The sequence below is a fragment of the Kitasatospora sp. NPDC056731 genome, assembly GCF_040687675.1.
Taxonomy (GTDB): domain Bacteria; phylum Actinomycetota; class Actinomycetes; order Streptomycetales; family Streptomycetaceae; genus Kitasatospora.
Window position 1 is genome coordinate 1 of the sequence record NZ_JBFBNR010000001.1, and the last position, 18095, is coordinate 18095.

Annotated in this window: 12 protein-coding genes and 1 riboswitch; of the genes, 8 read left to right on the plus strand and 4 right to left on the minus strand. The window is 73.3% G+C overall.

Annotated features, from left to right (window positions below; genetic code table 11):
- Positions 1–777: divalent metal cation transporter (locus tag AB0R04_RS00005; RefSeq protein ID WP_363366635.1), on the minus strand; the 777-nt coding region annotated here is incomplete at its 3' end.
- A 326-nt stretch (positions 778–1103) separates the two neighbouring features.
- Positions 1104–1281, minus strand: a riboswitch (M-box (ykoK) riboswitch).
- Positions 1282–1493: 212 nt separating this feature from the next.
- On the opposite strand from AB0R04_RS00005, the gene AB0R04_RS00010 reads away from it, so the two are divergent.
- Positions 1494–2801: a DUF3533 domain-containing protein gene (locus tag AB0R04_RS00010; protein ID WP_363366637.1), complete on the plus strand. Its 1308-nt coding sequence runs from the start codon at positions 1494–1496 to the stop codon at positions 2799–2801.
- Positions 2802–2830: 29 nt separating this feature from the next.
- Here AB0R04_RS00010 and AB0R04_RS00015 read toward each other — a convergent pair whose 3' ends face one another.
- Together AB0R04_RS00015 and AB0R04_RS00020 are read right to left on the minus strand one after the other, a co-directional pair.
- A complete protein-coding gene (locus AB0R04_RS00015; RefSeq protein ID WP_363367309.1) occupies positions 2831–5098 on the minus strand; it encodes an FdhF/YdeP family oxidoreductase in 2268 nt (755 codons plus the stop codon).
- Between the two features lie 77 nt (positions 5099–5175).
- Positions 5176–5646, minus strand: a complete 471-nt coding sequence (locus AB0R04_RS00020) for a GreA/GreB family elongation factor (RefSeq protein ID WP_363366639.1) — start codon at positions 5644–5646, stop codon at positions 5176–5178.
- A 149-nt stretch (positions 5647–5795) separates the two neighbouring features.
- Between AB0R04_RS00020 and AB0R04_RS00025 the strand changes: the two genes are divergently transcribed.
- From AB0R04_RS00025 to AB0R04_RS00045, 5 genes are all read left to right on the plus strand, one after another.
- Positions 5796–7400, plus strand: coding sequence for a TIGR02677 family protein (locus AB0R04_RS00025; protein ID WP_363366641.1), 1605 nt, complete (start codon positions 5796–5798; stop codon positions 7398–7400).
- Positions 7401–7405: 5 nt separating this feature from the next.
- Positions 7406–8692, plus strand: a complete 1287-nt coding sequence (locus AB0R04_RS00030; RefSeq protein WP_363366643.1) for a TIGR02678 family protein — start codon at positions 7406–7408, stop codon at positions 8690–8692.
- Complete coding sequence (locus AB0R04_RS00035; protein WP_363366645.1) at positions 8689–12810, plus strand: TIGR02680 family protein; 4122 nt, start codon at positions 8689–8691, stop codon at positions 12808–12810. The genes AB0R04_RS00030 and AB0R04_RS00035 overlap by 4 nt, the downstream gene beginning before the upstream one ends.
- Before the next feature lie 2 nt (positions 12811–12812).
- Positions 12813–14081: a TIGR02679 family protein gene (locus AB0R04_RS00040; RefSeq protein WP_363366647.1), complete on the plus strand. Its 1269-nt coding sequence runs from the start codon at positions 12813–12815 to the stop codon at positions 14079–14081.
- Positions 14082–14249: 168 nt separating this feature from the next.
- Entirely contained in the window at positions 14250–15692 is a 1443-nt protein-coding gene (locus AB0R04_RS00045) for a glyceraldehyde-3-phosphate dehydrogenase (RefSeq protein WP_063349745.1), read from the plus strand.
- A gap of 147 nt (positions 15693–15839) precedes the next feature.
- Here the strand turns inward: AB0R04_RS00045 and AB0R04_RS00050 are convergent, their stop codons facing one another.
- On the minus strand, positions 15840–16247 hold the full coding sequence (locus AB0R04_RS00050) for a hypothetical protein (RefSeq protein ID WP_363366649.1): 408 nt from the start codon (positions 16245–16247) through the stop codon (positions 15840–15842).
- Here AB0R04_RS00050 and AB0R04_RS00055 point away from each other — a divergent pair.
- Both AB0R04_RS00055 and AB0R04_RS00060 read left to right on the plus strand, forming a co-directional pair.
- Entirely contained in the window at positions 16231–16734 is a 504-nt protein-coding gene (locus tag AB0R04_RS00055) for a hypothetical protein (RefSeq protein ID WP_363366651.1), read from the plus strand. The two genes, AB0R04_RS00050 and AB0R04_RS00055, sit on opposite strands and share 17 nt — an antisense overlap.
- Positions 16735–17050: 316 nt before the next feature.
- On the plus strand, positions 17051–18079 hold the full coding sequence (locus AB0R04_RS00060) for a hypothetical protein (RefSeq protein ID WP_363366653.1): 1029 nt from the start codon (positions 17051–17053) through the stop codon (positions 18077–18079).
- Positions 18080–18095: the final 16 nt, after the last annotated feature.

Consider the following 18095-nt stretch of genomic DNA (forward strand, 5'->3'; position numbering starts at 1 on the left):
CCGCTTGTCGATGACGTACGACTGCTGGAAGAACAGCTGCCACGGGGCGACGGTGGTGCCCACGATGGAGACGATCACCAGCATCACGGCCGCCAGCTGACCCGAACCGCCCGGCATGCTGGGCACCGTGAAGTCGTGCGCCATCTGCGAGGTCTTCGGGTGGACCATGAAGTAGATCGGCACCAGCAGCAGCGAACCCACGCACAGCGTGACGGCGACGCGCTCGAAGCGCCGGAACGAGCCGGTGAACGCCGAGGCGATGATCACCACCGCCGCCAGCACCACCGAGGCGACCTTCGGCAGGCCCAGGTACCCGGCCGCCAGGGTGACGCCGATGAACTCCGTGACCAGCGTCAGCGCGTTGAGCAGGAACAGGTCGATGACGCTGAACGCGCCCCAGAACTTCCCGAAGCGCTCCAGGATCAGCCGGGCGTGGCCGACACCGGTGACGGCGCCCAGACGCAGCACCATCTCCTGGTTCACGTACAGCACCGGGACCAGCATCAGCAGCGTCCACAGCAACTGCGTGCCGTAGTTCTGCCCCGCCTGCCCGTACGTCGAGAAGGCGCCCGCGTCGTTGTCGCCGACCATCACGATCAGGCCGGGGCCGACGATCGCCAGCAGGGTCTTGAGTCTTGCGGACAGGCCGTGGCGCGGCGTGGTGTCGTCGAGCCGGATGGTGCCGAGCGCACCCTTGATGTCGCCGACGTGGGCGTCGTCCAGTACCGCTGAACGCGGGGCGGGGACCTTGGAGTCGAGCGTGGCGTTGGTGGTCATGACGATCCTCCCGTGGGCCCCGGGCAGGCGGGGCGATCGGGGGCGCACGGCGGCGATCCCCCTGCGGACGGGCGCGGCGCATCGCCACCCGGCGGTGCGGGCCCGTTCGGGCACGGCGAAGCCGGGCGTTGAGGTGATGAACCGTCAGAGACGTGCGCAGGGAGGGTCGTTACCGCGTGCCGGGAGTGTGCGAGGACAAGCGGGGGCAGGGGCAACTGTGGCCCGGACTACTGCAATCCATGTCTCTCGCCTCCTCCCGGTCGACGCACCCCGTGGTGCGTGTGATCGACGCGGCAAGGAGTTCGCCGGCGCGCGAAGCGACCGCCGGCTCACCCCAACTCGTCAGAGCTTTGGCACTCCACGGCGTGTCCAGCCCGGTCGGGCCGGAAGCCACTTCGGATCAACCCTTAGGTCGGGAAGATCTGTCCTAACCCTGGGCGTCTCTCGACGTCGTCGGATCAGTGGCCTGTGTCCGTGAAGAAGCCTCACCGAACGAGGTGCCTTCTTCAAACCTCCAGAAGCATAGACCGCGCGGAGGCCGATACTTGCGTACTTGGTAGAACCTTTACCTTCTGTCCCCGGTCGCCCCGGCCGGGGCGCGGCGAGGCCCGGCGGGGCGGATCGGGTGACGTGGGGTTTTGCCGCCGAGCCGCCACGGAACGACTTCCCACCGCATCGGCAGCAGCACCAGGTTGCGCCCGAATCCGAGGGGTGGCATGGCGTCCGCAGGCTCCCAGGACGGTCCCCGGCAGGCGCGGGCCCTCGTGCTCGCCCGCCACGCGAAGCTGTGGCTCGTGCCGAGCATCCTGTGCGGCCTGCTGGCCGTGGTGCTCTCGCTGCTCTACATGGGCGGCATCCTCAACCCGACCGGGCACCTGCACCGGCTCCCGATCGCCCTGGTGAACGCGGATCAGGGCCCGCCGCCGCCGGGCCGGACGGAGAGCCTGGGCGCGCGGCTCAGCCGGGAGATCGTCGCCGGGACGCCCGGCAGCACCGTCGACTGGCGCCAGGTCGACCAGGCCGAGGCGATGGACCTGCTCTCCACCGGGAAGGTCTACGGCGCGCTGCTCGTCCCGCAGGCGTTCACCGCCGACGTGGCGGCACTGACCACCGGCCGGGCCACCGAACGGCCCACCCTGACGGTGCTGACCAACCCCGGCCTCGGCAGCCTCGGCTCCTCGCTGGCCTCCCAGATCACCCAGTCCGCCGCCCACCAGGCCTCGCTGGCGCTCGGCAAGGAGCTGACCGCCGCCGCGCCGCCGGCCGGTTCCGCCGGCTCCGGCACGGGCACCAACGCCACCGCGCGGCTGCTGCTCGCCGACCCGCTCGCCGTCACCACCCGGGTCGGCCACCCGATCGGCACCCACAGCGGGCTCGGCCTGAGCGCCTTCTACTACACCCTGCTGGCCGTGCTGACCGGCTTCATCGGCGGCAACATCATCCACAACGGCGTCGACACCGCGCTCGGCTACAGCGACAGCGAGCTCGGCCCCTGGCACACCCGGCGCCCGACCGTCCCGATCACCCGCACCCAGACCCTGCTGCTGAAGATGGTCATGACGGCCGGCATCATGCTGCTCACCACCACCCTGGTGATGGTCTGCTCGGTCACCGTCCTCGGCATGGACGCCCCGCACCAGGCGCTGCTCTGGGTCTTCGCCTACTGCGCCAGCCTCGCCGTCGGCCTCGGGGTCCAGGCGATCAACGCGGCGTTCGGCGGGATCGGGCAGCTGGTGTCCATGTTCGTCTTCATCGCGCTGGCGCTGCCCTCCTCGGGGGCGACCATCCCGCTCCAGGCGGTGCCCGGCTTCTACCGCTTCCTCAGCGTCTTCGAGCCGATGCGCCAGCTCAGCGACGGCATCCGGGCGATCCTGTTCTTCGACGCCCGGGCGGACGCGGGCCTGGCCCGGGGCTGGACCATGATCGCGGTCGGCGTGGTGCTCGCCCTGGCCTTCGGCTTCGGGATGACCCGGTACTACGACCGCAAGGGCCTGCACCGCTGGACGCCGCAGCCGTCGGAGTAGGCGTTCGGGGTGGGCGCCGTCCCCGGTTCCTACGCCTTGGTGACGGTGACCTTGAGGTGCTTCATGATCGGCTGGTCGCTCTGGGTGCTGTAGTCGCCGATCGCGCACAGCACGTTCATCTCGGGCATGTAGCCCGCCGCGCAGCCGCGCGGGATGTCGTACGGGATCGCGAGGTAGCCGTTCAGTGTGCGGGTGCTGCCGTCCTTCGCGGTGCTGGTGATGTCGACCGGGTCGAGCTCGGCGATGCCGCGCTCGCGCATGTCGTCGGTGTTCAGGAAGACCAGCGTGCGCAGGTTCCGCACGCCCCGGTAGCGGTCGTTGTCGGAGTAGATGGTGGTGTTCCACTGGTCGTGGGAGCGCATGGTGCCCAGCGCCAGGGTGCCCGGGGCGGGAACGACGTCGGGCAGCGGGGCGGTGGAGAACTCGGCCCGCCCGGAGGGGGTGAGGAAGACCAGTTCGCGGGCCGGCTGCTTGATCCGGAACCCGAGCGGCAGCCGCACCCGGCGGTTGAAGTCCTCGAAGCCGTCCAGGGCCCGGGACATGGTGTCGCGGATCCGGTCGTAGTCCTCGATGTACCACTCCCACGGTGTCCCGCTGTCCGGCAGCGCCGCGCGGGCCATCCCGGCGACGATGGCGGGCTCGGACAGCAGGTGCGGGGAGGCCGGGCGCTTCATGCCGACGGACAGGTGCACCATGCTCATCGAGTCCTCGACCGAGGTGCTCTGCACCCCGCCGCGCTGGTGGTCCTTCTCGGTGCGGCCCAGGCACGGCAGGATCAGCGCCCGGCGGCCGTGCACCAGGTGGCTGCGGTTCAGCTTGGTGCTCACCTGGACGGTCAACTCGCAGCCGCGCAGCGCCTCGTAGGTGTAAGGCGTGTCGGGCGCGGCGAGCGCGAAGTTGCCGCCCATGGCGACGAAGACCGTCACCTCGCCGCGCCGCATCGCCTCGACGGCGGAGACGGTGTCCAGGCCGTGCGCGCGCGGCGGGTCGATCCCGCAGGCCTCGGCGAGGCGGTCCAGGAACTCGGGTGAGGGGCGGTGGTCGATGCCGCAGGTGCGGTTGCCCTGGACGTTGCTGTGCCCGCGCACCGGCGACGGGCCGGCGCCCTCGCGGCCCAGGTTGCCGCGCAGCAGCAGGAGGTTGACGATCTCCCGCACGGTGTCCACGCCGTGCTCGTGCTGGGTGACGCCCAGGCACCAGCTGACGATGGAGCGGTCGGCGTCGCGGTAGACCCGGGCGGCCTTGAGGACCTCGGCCCGGCCGAGCCCGCTCTGCCGCTCGATCTCCTCCCAGGGCGTGGCCCCGCACAGCGCGCGGTAGGCCTCGAACCCGGTGGTGTGGCGCTCGATGAACTGCCGGTCCAGGGCCTGGGGGTCGGCCGTGGCCTGCTCCAGGATCGCCTTGGCCATGCCGCGCACCAGTGCCATGTCGCCGCCGATGCGCGGCTGGAGGTTCAGCGTGCTGGTCTTCGTGGACTTGAACAGCGCCATGTCCACGAAGTCGTGCGGGACGATGGTGCGGGTGGCGGCCGCCTCGATCAGCGGGTTGATGTGCACGATCTGCGCGCCGCGGCGGTGCGCGTCGGCGAGGGCGGTGAGCATCCGGGGCGCGTTGGAGGCGGCGTTGACGCCCATGATGAACAGCGCGTCGGTGACCTCCCAGTCCTTGAGGTCGACCGTGCCCTTCCCGGTGCCCAGTGAGGCCTGGAGGGCGCGTCCGCTGGCCTCGTGGCACATGTTGGAGCAGTCCGGCAGGTTGTTGGTGCCCAGTTCGCGGGCCATCAGCTGGTAGAGGAAGGTGGCCTCGTTGCCGAGCCGGCCGGAGGTGTAGAAGGCGGCCCGGTTCGGGTCGTCCAGCTCGCGCAGGGTGCGGCCGACCAGCTCGAAGGCGTCCTTCCAGCTGATCGGGACGTAGTGGTCCGAGCCGGCGTCGTACACCATCGGCTCGGTGAGGCGGCCCTGGTCCTCCAGCGCGAAGTCGCTCCACCCGGACAGCTCGGTCACCGAGTGGGCGGCGAAGAACTCGCGGCCGACCCGCTTGCGGGTCATCTCCCAGGTGACGTGCTTGATGCCGTTCTCGCAGATGTCCAGGTGGAGGCCCTTGGTGTCGTCCGGCCAGGCGCACCCGGGGCAGTCGAAGCCGCCGTTCTCGTGGTTCATCCGCATGATCGCCCGGGGCCCGTCCACGTACGCGCCCTCCTTGACCAGGAAGCGGGTCACGCTCTTCGCGGCACCCCAGCCGGCGGCCGGGTGGTGGTACGGCGCGAACTGCGGCGGCCCGACGGGGTCGGGGCCCACGGCCGGCTCGTCCCGGGCGGCGTGGTTCTGCGTGGGGTCCTGCTGGGGGGCGTCCTGCGCGGGGTCGTCGGGGGAGTTCACGAAGCCCGCCGTCCGCCGACCGACAGCACGACCGCGCTCGCCGCGCCGTTCGGCGCCTCGTAGTTCACGGTCTCCCCGGCGTGCCGCCCGAGCAGCGCCCGCCCGAGCGGGCTGTCGGCGGTCACCAGGGTCTCCTCCCGCACCTCGGCGAGCTCCGCCACCTCGACGGTCTCCTCCACCCCGTCCGCGAACCGCACGGTGACCGTGGAGCCCACCCCCACCACCTCCGTGGACGGCGGCCCGGCGGCGGCCCCCTCGCGGACCCGGGCCTCCAGCTCGGCGATCCGCTCGTCCAGCCGGGCGACGTCGTCGGCCCGCTGCAACTCGTCCGCCGCGTCCGCCCGGTCGCCCACGTCCTCCCCGCGCAGCGTCCCCACCACTTTCGCCCGCTCGGTGCGCAGCTCGGCCAGCTCCTCCTGCACGGCGCGCAGGGCCTCGGCACTGATGGGCTCGGGACCGTCTGTCATGGCTGCTCCCGGGTCGTTCGCGGAACGCTCAAGCACGGGTCGCTTCCATTACCCCACCACCCCGCACCCCCGGCAAATCCGGCCGCCGGATGTGCCCGGATCCGCCGAACCGGTTCGGGCGGGTACGGCCGTCCGGCACAATGACGCCCATGACCAGCGTCGACGACCCGAGTGCGGGCCCGCCGGTCGGCGACACCGACCGAGCCGACGAGCGATACCGGCCGTTCGCGCATCTCGCCACCGAGGGCCGCGAGCTCTACCGGCAGGTGATGGGGGTGTTCGTCCGGGCCAAGCAGGAGTTCACCGTCCACCTGCGCCCGGAGGACGTCCACCTGGGCCTCCCGCCGGAGGGGCGACCGTCGGTGGAGGCGGTGGCCACCGCGCTGGAACGACTGGCCAAGTGGGGGAACCTGCGGCCCGATCCCGACACCGGCCGGGTCACGGCCCTGGAGGACTTCTACCGCTCCCGGTACATCTACCAGCTCACCCGCGCGGGAGAGGCCGCGGAGGAGGCGCTGGCGGCGTACGACACGGCGCTCGGCCGCCGGGGCGAGTTGCAGGCGGTCGCCCTCGCCGACATCGCCGTGCACCTGCGGGCGCTGTTGGCGCTGGCCGACCGGGACGAACCGGACCCGGCGGTGACGCACCTCGCGCTCCTCGCCCTGGTGGACCGCTTCTCGGGGCTGGCCGAGAACGCCCGCGCGTTCATGAGCTCGCTCCAGCGGACGGTCGACCTGCACGAGGCCGAGGTCGAGGTGTTCCTCGCCTACAAACAGCGGTTGATCGACTACCTGGAGCGGTTCATCGAGGACCTGGTGACCCGGGGCGCCGAGATCGCGGGGCTGCTGGAGCACCTCGGCGCGTCCCAGGGCGGGCGGATCGGGCCGCTGCTGCGCCTGGCCGTCGAGCGTGAGGCCGCCGACGCCGCTCCGGACCTGGCCGCCGAGGCGCTGGCGGCGGGGGAGCGGCGCTGGACCGGCCGCTGGGACGGATTGCGGGCCTGGTTCCTCAGCGTGCCCGGCCGCAGTTCGCAGGCCAAGCTGCTGCGCTCCGCCGCCCGCCAGGCGATTCCCCAACTGCTCAGTGTGGTCCAGGCGTTGAACGAGCGCCGGGCGGGCCGATCGGATCGCTCGGCGGACTTCCGCGAACTCGCCCGGTGGTTCGCCGAGGCGCCCGACGACGACTCCCGGCACCGGCTGTGGCGCTCGGCGTTCGGACTGTACTCGGCCAGGCATCTGACGATCGATCAGGAATCGCTGGCCGAACGGGAATCCGAGCCGGTGCCCGCCTCCGCGTCCTGGTGCGATGCGGCGGGCGTGCGGATCAGTCCGCAGTTGCGCCGCACCGGTTCGTACGAGCGGCGCGGTCGGTCGCGGTCCGTGCAGGACCGTGGCGAGGCGAAGGCGTACCTGGCCGAGCTGGCCCGCAAGCAGGCCGAGCAGACGGCGGCGGTCCGGGCCCGGCTGGCCACCCGGGGCGAGGTGCGGCTCAGTGACCTGGACGAACTGGACCGGGAGGCCTTCCGGCTGTTCCTGCTGCTCCTCGGGGACGCGTTGTCCGCCTGGCGTCCGGGCGCGGATTCGGTCGCGGCCACCACCAACGACGGGACGATGGAGATCAGGCTGACGAGGCTGCGCGGCGGCGGGATCGCCGAGATCCGCACCCTCGACGGCGTGCTGTGGGGCCCGGAACATCTGGTCGAGATCATCGACCTGGCGAACGAGAACGATCCCGTGGGGGCCGACCGTGAGTGACGACCGTGAGTGACGACCGCCTGGGCGACGTGCTCGCCGCGCAGCGTTCCGCGGAGGTCCGTCGAGCCGCCCGGGCGCTGCTGCGTCGTCCGCTGCTGCGGGCGGGTGGGTCCCACGCCGACGACTTCCGCCTCGTGCGGCAGTACGCGACGGAGCTGCGCACCTGGTTCGACCGGAACACCGGCTGGGCGCTGTCGGTGGACTCGGAGGTGGTCCGGTTGCGCCGCATTCCGGGCCGGCCCGACGATCCCACGCATCCGGCCCGCGACCAGCGCACCGGCCTGCCGTTCTCGCGGCGCCGCTACGTCCTGGTCTGTCTGTGCCTGGCGGTGCTGGAACGCGCCGAGCAGCAGATCGCGCTGGGCCGCTTGGCGGAGCAGGTGGTGCTCGCGGCGGCCGATCCGGCGCTCGACGCGGCCGGGGTGGATTTCACCCTCGCCGACCGGGAGCAGCGCACCGATCTGGTGGCGGTGGTCCGGCTGTTGCTGGAATGGGGTGTGCTCGCCAAGGTGGCGGGCGACGAGGATGCCTTCCTGAAGTCGGCCGGGGACGCCCTGTACGACGTGGACCGCCGGGTGCTGGCCGTCCTGCTCGTCTCCCGGCGGGGCCCGAGCACGGTGCGCGCGGACGGCTTCGAGGAGCGGCTCGCCGAACTCAACGCCGAAGTGCTGCCGGACAGCGACGAACTGCGCAACCGGGCACTGCGGCACACCCTGTCCCGTCGGCTGCTGGACGATCCGGTGCTCTACCTGGACGGACTGACCGAGAGCGAGAGCGCCTACCTCACCTCCCAGCGCGGCGCGCTGACCCGGCGCGTCGCCGAACTCACCGGCCTGGTCGCGGAGGTGAGGGCGGAAGGCCTGGCGATGGTGGACCCGGACGACGATCTGACGGACCTGCGGATGCCGGAGTCCGGCACCGACGGCCACGTGGCGCTGCTGGTGGCCGAGTACCTCGCCGGACGGGGCGGCACCGTCCCGCTGGCCGACGTGCACCGGCAGGTGGCCGGCTGGGCCCTGGAGCACGCCGGGTTCTGGCGGCGGAGCGCCACCGTTCCCGGTGCCGAGGTGGAGCTGGCCGAGCAGGCCGTGGACCGGCTGACCGCGCTCGGGCTGCTGGATCGCGCGGTGGGCTCGGACGGCGCCGCCCTGGTGCGGCCCAGGCCGGCGTTGGACCGCTACCGGGTCGGTGAGACCGTCCTGCTGGAACCGGGCCAGAGCGCGCCCCGGAAGAACCCGAAGAAGAACCCGAAGACGACTGCCGGCCGCACGAAGGGCGCGAGGACCCGATGAACACCACCGCCAGGACGCGGCTGCCCCTGCCCCTGCCCACCCGTACGCGCTGGCAGCCGCTGAGGGTCGGGCTGGTCGACCTCTTCTACTACGACGTCGAGGAGTTCCACTTCCGCGACGGCCGACTGCTCTTCCGCGGCAACAACGGCACCGGCAAGTCCAAGGTGCTCGCCCTGACCCTGCCCTTCCTGCTGGACGGCGACCTCTCCCCGCACCGGGTGGAGCCGGACGCCGACCCGAAGAAGCGGATGGAGTGGAACCTGCTGCTCGGCGGCGAGCACCCGCACCCCGAGCGGCTCGGTTACACCTGGATCGAGTTCGGCCGCCTGGACCAGGACGGCACCGCGCACTACACCACGCTCGGCTGCGGACTGAAGGCGGTCAGCGGCCGGGGCATCGCCCGCCACTGGTACTTCGTCACCGACCGGCGGATCGGTCCGGAGCTGCGGTTGGTGGATTCCACCGGCGCCGCGATCGGCCGTGACCGGCTGGCCGAGGCGTTGGACGGCCGGGGCCTGCTGTACGACTCGGCGCGGGCGTACCGGCGCGCGGTGGACGAGGCGCTGTTCGGCCTCGGCGAGCAGCGGTACGCGGCCCTGGTCGACCTGCTGGTGCAGCTGCGCCAGCCGCAGCTGTCGAAGCGGCCCAGCGAGAAGACGCTCTCCCGGGCCCTGACCGAGTCGCTGCCGCCGATGGACCAGGCCGTGGTCGCCGACGTCGCGGAGGCGTTCCGTTCACTGGACGAGGAGAAGGAGCAGCTGGCGGTGATGGCCGCCGCCGAGCGCGCGGCGGGCTCCTTCCTCCAGCACTACCGCCGCTACGCCCGGGTGGCGGCCCGGCGCAAGGCCCGCGCCCCCCGCGCGCAGCACTCCCGCTACGAGGCGCTGCGGGTCGAACTCAACACCGCCGAACAGGACTTCGAGGCGGCCGGCGTCGCACTCGCCGAGGCCGAGACCCGGTTGGAGGAACTGGACCGCCGGCGCACCGGTCTGCGGGCCAGGGACGAGGCCCTGCGGGCCGGTCCGGAGATGCGCAGCGCCCGCGAACTGGAGCAGGCCGCCGCCCTGGCCGGGCGCACCGCGCGGGACGCCGAACGCGCCGACGCCGACCGGCTGCGGTCCGAGGAGGAACTGACGCGGTTCGCCGCCCGGTTGGGCGGTGCGCGGTCCCGTACGGAGGCCGCCGAGCGTGCGCAGGGCGTCGTACTGGACCGGGCCCTGGCTGCGGCGAGCACGGCCGGGCTGGAACGGGAACACGCGGAGCGGGCTGTCCGCCCCCTCGTCGAGGGAGAGGTCCCCGGAACGGCGCAGCACAACGCCGCCGAGTTCACCGACCGTCGCCAGCGCTCGATCGCGTTGGTCGAGGAGCACCTCGCGACCGCCCAGGACTCGATCCGGGAGCTGGACCGGGCCCGCCGTCGACTGGAGGACGCGGACGGCGAACTGGCTCACCGGGCCGAGCTGCGGGCCGAGGCCGAGGAGAGTACGGCGCGGGAGGGCCGGGACTACCTCGCGGCCGTCCGCTCGTACCTCACCGGATGCCGGCTGCTGCGCCCCGCCGACCCCGGGGGAATGCTCGACGAACTGGACCAGTGGGCCGGGACGTTGGTCGGCGCAGACCCGTCCCGGGTGGCGGCGCAGCGGGCAGCCTCCACCGTCGGCGCCGAACTCGCGCGGCTTCGGGCGGCGCTGGAGTCGCAGCAGCGGGACGCCGACGAGAGCAGGGACCGGCTGCAGGGCGAGCTCGCCGAACTCCGGCGCGGTGGCCGGCGCGGTCCGCAGGCCCCGCACACCCGCTCGCGCGAGGCCCGGCAGGGCCGCCCGGGCGCGCCGCTGTGGCAGCTGGTCGACGTCGCCGATGATCTGACGCCCACTCAGGCAGCCGAGCTGGAAGCCGCCCTGGAGGCCTCGGGGTTGCTGGACGCCTGGGTCGCTCCCGACGGAACGGTGGCCGCGGCAGGCATCGGCGACATCCTGGCGACCGCCGGCGCACCGGTGGACGGCACCTCGCTCACCGCCGTACTGCGCCCGGCGGTGGACCGGTCCGATCCGGCTGCGGCCGCTCTCCCCGACGAACTGGTCGATCGGCTCCTCGCCGGCATCGGCCTGCTCCACGTGGGCGAGGAACTGCCCCACGCCGGCAGCTGGATCGGCCTGGACGGGCGGTTCCGCCTCGGCTCGCTGGCCGGCGCCTGGTCCAAACCGGCCGCCGAGTACCTCGGCGAAGGTGCCCGCGAGCAGGCCCGGCGAGCCAGGACGGCCGTCGTCGAGACGGAACTCGCCCGACTCGCGGAGCAGTCGGCGGACCTCGCGGACCGCTCCGCGCGGGTGGAGGCGGACGTCCGCACCCTGGCGGCCGAGCAGGCGGCCCTGCCGGACGACGCCGCCCTGCGCGGTGCGCACGCCGTGGCGACGGCGGCCCACCGTGAGCACGCGCGCGCCGCCGAGCGCCGCGGGGAATCCGAGCGGATCGCCGCCGAGGCCGCCGCCGCTGCCGAGCACTCCACCGCCGAACTGCACGACCTGGCCGGGGAACTCGGCCTTCCCGTCACCGGTGCGGGTCTGCGGCAGGCCCGCGAGGCCCTCGGCTCCTACCGGGAGACCCTGGCCGAACTCTGGCCCGCCGTGCGGGAGACCCGGGCCGCCCGGACCGCGCTGGCGGCCGAGGCCGTCGACCACGGCCGGGCCGCCGAGCGCGTCGCCGAGCTGGCCGAGCGCTCGCGCGACGCGGCGCGGGAGGCCGTCACGGCGGGGGAGCGCCACGAGACGCTGGCCGCCACCGTCGGCGCCGCCGTCGCCGAGCTGCAACGTCAACTCGCCGACGTGGCAGAGGCGTTGCGGGGATGCGAGGAAGGCGAGCGGGCCACCCGTCGGGAGCAGAACGCCGCCACCGGCCGCCAGGCCGCCGCCGACGCCTTGCGGACCCGGGTCCGCATCGAGATCGAGGACACCGCCCGCACCCGCGCCGAAGCGATCGACGCGCTGCGCCGCTTCGCCGCCACCGGGTTGCTCGTCGTCGCCCTGCCCGACCTCGCCGAGGAGCACGCCGGCGACTCCTGGGCCCCCGAGCCGGCCGTCCGCCTGGCCCGGGCCGTCGAGCGCGAGCTGGAATCCGTCGACGACGCCGACCCGGCCTGGGAACGCGTTCAGCGCCGGATCACCGAAGAGCTCAAGGAACTCTCCGACGCCCTCGCCCGCCACGGGCACAGCGCGGCGGCCCGGATGCTGGAGGAGGGCCTGGTCGTCGACATCGTCTTCCAGGGCCGCGAACGCTCCGTTCCCGAGCTGGCCGGCGCCCTGGCCACCGAGGTCGCCGACCGGCAACGGCTGCTCTCCGCCCGGGAGCAGGAGATCCTGGAGAACCACCTGATCACCGAGGTGGCCGGCACCCTTCAGGAACTCGTCAGCGCCGCCGAGCACCAGGTCCTGCGGATGAACGGGGAGCTCAAGGACCGTCCGACCAGCACCGGGATGCTGCTCCGGCTGGTGTGGCGGCCCGCCCGCGACGCTCCCGGCGGCCTGGCGGCCGCCCGTGACCGCCTCCTGCGCCAGTCCTCCGACGCCTGGACCGCCGCCGACCGGGCCGCCCTCGGCGACTTCCTCCAGGCGCAGATCGAGCGCGCCCGCACCGACAATCCGTCCGGGACCTGGCTGGAGCACCTCACCGCGGCCCTGGACTACCGCTCCTGGCACGAGTTCGGCATCGAGCGCCACCAGCACGGCAAGTGGCAGTCAGCCACCGGCCCGGCCTCCGGCGGCGAGCGGGTGCTCTCCGTCTCGCTCCCGCTGTTCGCCGCAGCCTCCTCGCACTACGCCTCGGCCGGAAGCCCGTACGCGCCGCGCCTGGTCACCCTGGACGAGGCGTTCGCCGGGGTGGACGACGACTCCCGCGCCAAGTCGCTCGGCCTGCTCACCGCCTTCGACCTGGACGTCGTGATGACCTCCGAGCGCGAATGGGGCTGCTACCCGGAGGTCCCGGGCCTGGCCATCGCCCAGCTCTCCCGGGTCGACGAGATCGCCGCCGTCCTGGTCACCCGCTGGGAGTGGGACGGCCGCCGGCGCTCCCGCGTGGCCGACGCGGAGGTGCCGGGCCAACGGCAGGAAGGCGTGTTCTCCTGACCATGGACGTGCCCCGGCTCCAGCGCCTGATCGGCGCACCCGAACTCACCTGGCTGCTCGACCGGGCGCGCCGCCGGATGGAGGCGGCCCGGCCACTCGACGGCACGGTCACCCTGACCGGTGCGGCCGACGCCGAACGGGCCGCCGTCACCCGGTTGTTGGGCCGTGCGCCGCGTCCGGGGCGCTCGCTCTCCGTGTCCCTCACCGCCGTCGACCGGGTGCTGCGGGCCAGCGGCGCCAGCCCGGACGGGCTGGCCGCCGCCGTCGTCGCGCTCACCGGGCCGGTCGTACCCCGACAGGAAGCGGCCGACCGGCTCGCCCTGGCCTGGGAGCGCGCCTTCGCCCCACTCGCGTCCGTGGTGGCCGCCCGCCCCCAACTCGCCGACTGGTACGCCTCCCTGAACGCCACCGGCCTCGTCCGTCGACTGGCCCGCGGCCCCGAGGAAGCCGCACCGCTGCTCGCCGATCTGGCCCGACTGCTGCCGCACCTGCCGGCATCGCCGCCGCGCTCGCTCAGCACCTTCGCCGCCGAACACACCGGTGACGCCCACGCCCTCGACCAAGGCCCGCTGGCCACCCTCATGCTGGACGCCGTCCGGGCCCTCACCGGCACCCCGCCCGGCGACGGCGCCCAGGCGCGGCGCGACACCTGGGCGGCAGCGGGGCTGCTGCTCGACGAGCTCTCGTCGCAGGTCATCGCCCTCAACCTCCCCGGCGACCGGGACACCGCCACCGGACGGGCCCTCGCCGCACTCGGATCGGTCGGCCAGCCCGCCGTGCTGACGCTCCGTCAACTCGTCCGCGACGCCCCTCGTCCGCCCCGCGGCGGCACGGCGTACGTGTGCGAGAACCCGGCCGTCGTCCTGGCGGCCGCGGACCGACTCGGCCCCGACTGCGCACCGCTGGTCTGCGTCCAGGGCCAGCCCAGCGCGGCCGCCCTGCGCCTGCTGAGGCTCTACGCCGACGTCGGATGGACGCTGCGCTACCACGGGGACTTCGACTGGGGCGGCCTGCGCATCGCCACCCGGCTGCTGTCCCACGTCCCCTGGACCCCGTGGCGCTACACCGCCGCCGACTACCGCACCGCCCTCGACACGCACCCCGCCACCGCGGCCCTCACCGGCACCCCGACCGAAGCGCCCTGGGACCCGAAGCTGTCCTCGGTACTCCTTGCCTCGGGCCGGCGCATCGAGGAGGAACTGGTCCTGGACGGCCTGCTCGCCGACCTGGCGTTTCGACCCACGGCTGTCGGTCCGGGTGGCGCGCGGTGAGGTCCGAGCGGGGCTGCAGGGTGGCGGTGATCACCTCCGGGGGTGGGTGAGCGGGCGAAAGTGCAGGTCGGGGGCTCGGGCGAAGTGGGCGGGGGAGGGACCGGCGGAAGGGGCGGGGGCGGGCGAAGCTACCATGTGCGCAACACCCTCAGCTCGAAAGATGGACTTGTGACTGTCAACGACGACGTGTTCACGGACTGGAAGAACCGCGAGGAGATCGCGGAGTCGATGATCCCGATCATCGGGCGACTGCACCGCGAGCGGGACGTGACCGTCCTGCTGCACAGCAGGTCCCTGGTGAACAAGTCGGTGGTCAGCATCCTGAAGACGCACCGCTTCGCCCGCCAGATAGCCGGCGCCGAGCTCTCGGTCACCGAGACGATGCCCTTCCTGAGCGCGCTGACCACCCTGGATCTCGGCCCCTCGCAGATCGACATCGGCATGCTCGCCGCGACCTACCGGGCCGACGACCACGGCCTGTCGGTCGAGGAGTTCACCGCCCAGGCCGTCTCCGGCGCCACCGGCGAGAACAAGCTGGAGCGCCGCGACGCCCGCGACGTCGTCCTCTACGGCTTCGGCCGGATCGGCCGCCTGGTCGCCCGCCTGCTGATCGAGAAGGCCTCCGGCAACGGCCTGCGCCTGAAGGCCATCGTCGTGCGCGACAGCGGCGGCGACGACCTGGTCAAGCGCGCCTCGCTGCTGCGCCGGGACTCGATCCACGGCCAGTTCCAGGGCACGATCACCGTCGACGAGGCGAACAACAAGATCATCGCCAACGGCAACGAGATCACCGTGATCTACTCCGACGACCCGACCAAGGTCGACTACACGGAGTACGGGATCAAGGACGCCATCCTGATCGACAACACCGGCCGCTGGCGCGACCGGGAGGGCCTGTCCAAGCACCTGCGCCCCGGCATCGCCAAGGTCGTGCTGACCGCGCCGGGCAAGGGCGACGTCCCGAACATCGTCCACGGCGTCAACCACGACACGATCAAGCCCGACGAGCAGATCCTGTCCTGCGCCTCCTGCACCACCAACGCCATCGTCCCGCCGCTGAAGGCGATGGACGACGAGTACGGCGTGCTGCGCGGGCACGTGGAGACCGTCCACTCGTTCACCAACGACCAGAACCTGCTGGACAACTACCACAAGGCCGACCGTCGCGGCCGCTCGGCACCGCTCAACATGGTGATCACCGAGACCGGCGCCGCCTCGGCCGTCGCCAAGGCCCTGCCGGACCTCCAGGCGAAGATCACCGGCAGCTCGATCCGCGTCCCCGTGCCGGACGTCTCGATCGCCATCCTCAACCTGCAGCTGGCCCGCGAGACCAACCGCGAGGAGGTCCTCGACTACCTGCGCAACGTCTCGCTGACCTCGCCGCTGAAGCGTCAGATCGACTTCACCGACTCCCCCGACGCGGTCTCCAGCGACTTCATCGGCTCGCGCCACGCCTCGATCGTCGACGCCGGCGCCACCAAGGTCGAGGGCGACAACGCGATCCTCTACCTGTGGTACGACAACGAGTTCGGCTACTCCTGCCAGGTCATCCGGGTCGTCCAGTACGTCTCGGGCGTCGAGTTCCCGACCTACCCGGCCCCGGCGGTCTGATCCTCCGGCAGTTCCGGCAGTTCCGGCGGCGGGGCGGTGACCAGTACGGTCGCCGCCCCGCCGCCGTTCCCGCCCCCCGCTCCGTCCTTGATCGGCCCGGGTGCACCCGGGCGCGGGCGGGCCGGGGGCGGCGGCTATCTTGATGGGTCACGGACATCCGGAGGAGTGGGCGATGGGGATGGGGATGGCTGGTCGGAGGGTGGCTGCCGCGGTGGCGGCCGGGGTGCTGACGGGGGTGCTGGCCGGGTGCTCGGCGGGGTCTGCGGGGAGTTCCCCGGCGGGCTCGGACGCGGCCAAGGGTGCGGCGGGGGCGGCGAGTGCGGTGGCGAGCGCGACGGGTCCGGCGGGTGGTGAGACCGGTGCGGGGGCTTCGGTCTCCGCGTCGGCGTCCGCGTCTGCCGCCGCGACGGGAGCGGGTGCGGCCGCGGGCTCGGCCTCGGCGCCGGCGCCGGCGACCGGAGGCGGTGGCGCTGGCGCTGGTGCCGGGGCCTCTGCTCCGCCGGCCGGGGCGGCGACGCCCGGGGCGGACCTGGAGGCGGTGCTGCTGGACGACAAGCTCGTCGGGCAGGTGCTGCCGGACGCGAAGGCGATGGCGGGCTGGGAGGAGGAGAAGCGCAAGGTCGACACCATCGACCACGCCACCACCTGCACCGCGTCGGTGCCGTGCACCGGCAAGCCGCTCAGCGGCTCCGTCCGGTTCTCCTCGGGGGACGTGGTCGCCCGCTTCATCGTCGAGACGCTGCCGAACCGCGACGCCGCCAAGGGCAAGCTCAAGGAGTCCTACGCCTCCTACGGGGCCGGGCCGTTCCGCAAGGTCGACTCCCCGGTGCTGGGCAGCGAGAGCCAGGCCTTCCAGGGCCAGCTGGGCGAGAGCGAGGGCATCGGCATCGTGCTGCGCTCGGGCACCGTCGTCGCCAGCGTGACCACCGAGGGCGGGCCGGCCGACGTGGCCGCCGCCCGGCGGTTCGGGGTGATGCTGGTCAAGCGGATCGAGCAGGCCCAGGCGGGCAAGACCCCGGACGCCGGGCTCGGACTGGCCTGACGGCCGCCGCGTACGCGAAGCGAAGCGAAGCCCCGGGCCGAGGAGGCGCCGGGGCCCGCTGCGTTTCGGCGCCGGACCGGACAGCGCCTGCCGCCTGTTCGACGTGTCCTCACCCCGTTCGACGTGCCCGCGTTCCGGCCGTCAGCCCCGGTCGTCCGCCCCGGTCGGAGGCCCGTGGGGCGGTCCCCGCACGTGCCGGACCGGGACCGCCCCTGGGCTGGGGAAACGGATGTCGGTCGGCCGTGATATCTACTCATCTGGGGTGGCCGTCGTGCGGCCATACGAAAGATGCCGATGATGTTCGAGGGGGCCACACATGCCGCTGTTCCGACGCCGCTCCGGCGAGGAGGCCGCGCAGAGCGGGGCGGGCTGGCTTGGGAGGGTGCGGCGGGCCGTCGGGTCCGCGCCCGTGGCGGCCGTTGCGGCGCCGCGGCTGGATCCGGCGTTCGGGGACGAGTCGCTGCGCCTGATGCTCGGCCAGGCCGCCGCCGGTGACTGGGCGGCCCTGGGCCCCGCGCTGGCCGCGGTCGGGGACGGCGCCGATCTGACCGGGCGGGTCGGTGCGATCGCGGACGTGCCCCGGGTCGAGGAGTGGACGGCCCGGGCCCTCGCCGACCGGCCCGAGGACGCGTTGGCGCTGCTGCTGTCCGGTGCCCGGCACGTCACCTGGGCCTGGGAGGCCCGGACGGGCGCCCGGGCGAAGCACGTGTCCGAGAAGCAGTGGCAGGTGTTCCACGAGCGGCTGGACATCGCCGAGGAGCAGCTGCTGGAGGTCGCCGAGCGCGAGCCGTCCTGGCTCGCCCCCTGGTACTTCCTGCAGATCAGCGCCCGCGGCGCCTCGCTCCCGGCGGAGGTCGCGACCTGCCGCTTCGAGGCCGCCGTGCGCCGTGCTCCCGGGCATCCGGCCTCGCACCGCCAGCGCCTCCAGCAGCTGTGTGCCAAGTGGGGCGGCTCGCACGAGGAGATGCAGGCCTTCGCCCGTTCCTCGATGCTCGCGGCGCCGGAGGGCAGCCAGCTCGGCGAGCTGGTGGTGCTGGCGCACCTGGAGCGCTGGCTGGACCTCCCGGACGGTGAGGACCGCGCCTACCTGGCCAGTGCGGAGGTGGTGGCCGACTTGCAGGAGGCGGCCTTCCGCTCCGTGCTGCACCCGGACTTCACGCCGGTCCGCGGCTGGCAGGGCTCCTTCAACGCCTTCGCGATGGCCTTCTCGCTGGCCGGCCAGCGCAAGACGGCGCGCCTGCTGTTCGAGGCCTTGGACGGCGCCGTCACCGAGTCGCCCTGGCACTTCCTGTCCGGTGATCCGCTCAAGGCGTTCGCCTCCCACCGGGACCGCTGCGCGTACTGACGCCCCCGGCCCGTCC

Excerpts from the sequence above, each read along its gene's own strand:
- AB0R04_RS00010 (WP_363366637.1), top strand. The coding sequence starts at position 1,494 with ATGGCGTCCGCAGGCTCCCAGGACGGTCCCCGGCAGGCGCGGGCCCTC.
- AB0R04_RS00020 (WP_363366639.1), bottom strand. The coding sequence starts at position 5,646 with ATGACAGACGGTCCCGAGCCCATCAGTGCCGAGGCCCTGCGCGCCGTG.
- AB0R04_RS00025 (WP_363366641.1), top strand. The coding sequence starts at position 5,796 with ATGACCAGCGTCGACGACCCGAGTGCGGGCCCGCCGGTCGGCGACACC.
- AB0R04_RS00035 (WP_363366645.1), top strand. The coding sequence starts at position 8,689 with ATGAACACCACCGCCAGGACGCGGCTGCCCCTGCCCCTGCCCACCCGT.
- AB0R04_RS00040 (WP_363366647.1), top strand. The coding sequence starts at position 12,813 with ATGGACGTGCCCCGGCTCCAGCGCCTGATCGGCGCACCCGAACTCACC.
- AB0R04_RS00060 (WP_363366653.1), top strand. The coding sequence starts at position 17,051 with ATGCCGCTGTTCCGACGCCGCTCCGGCGAGGAGGCCGCGCAGAGCGGG.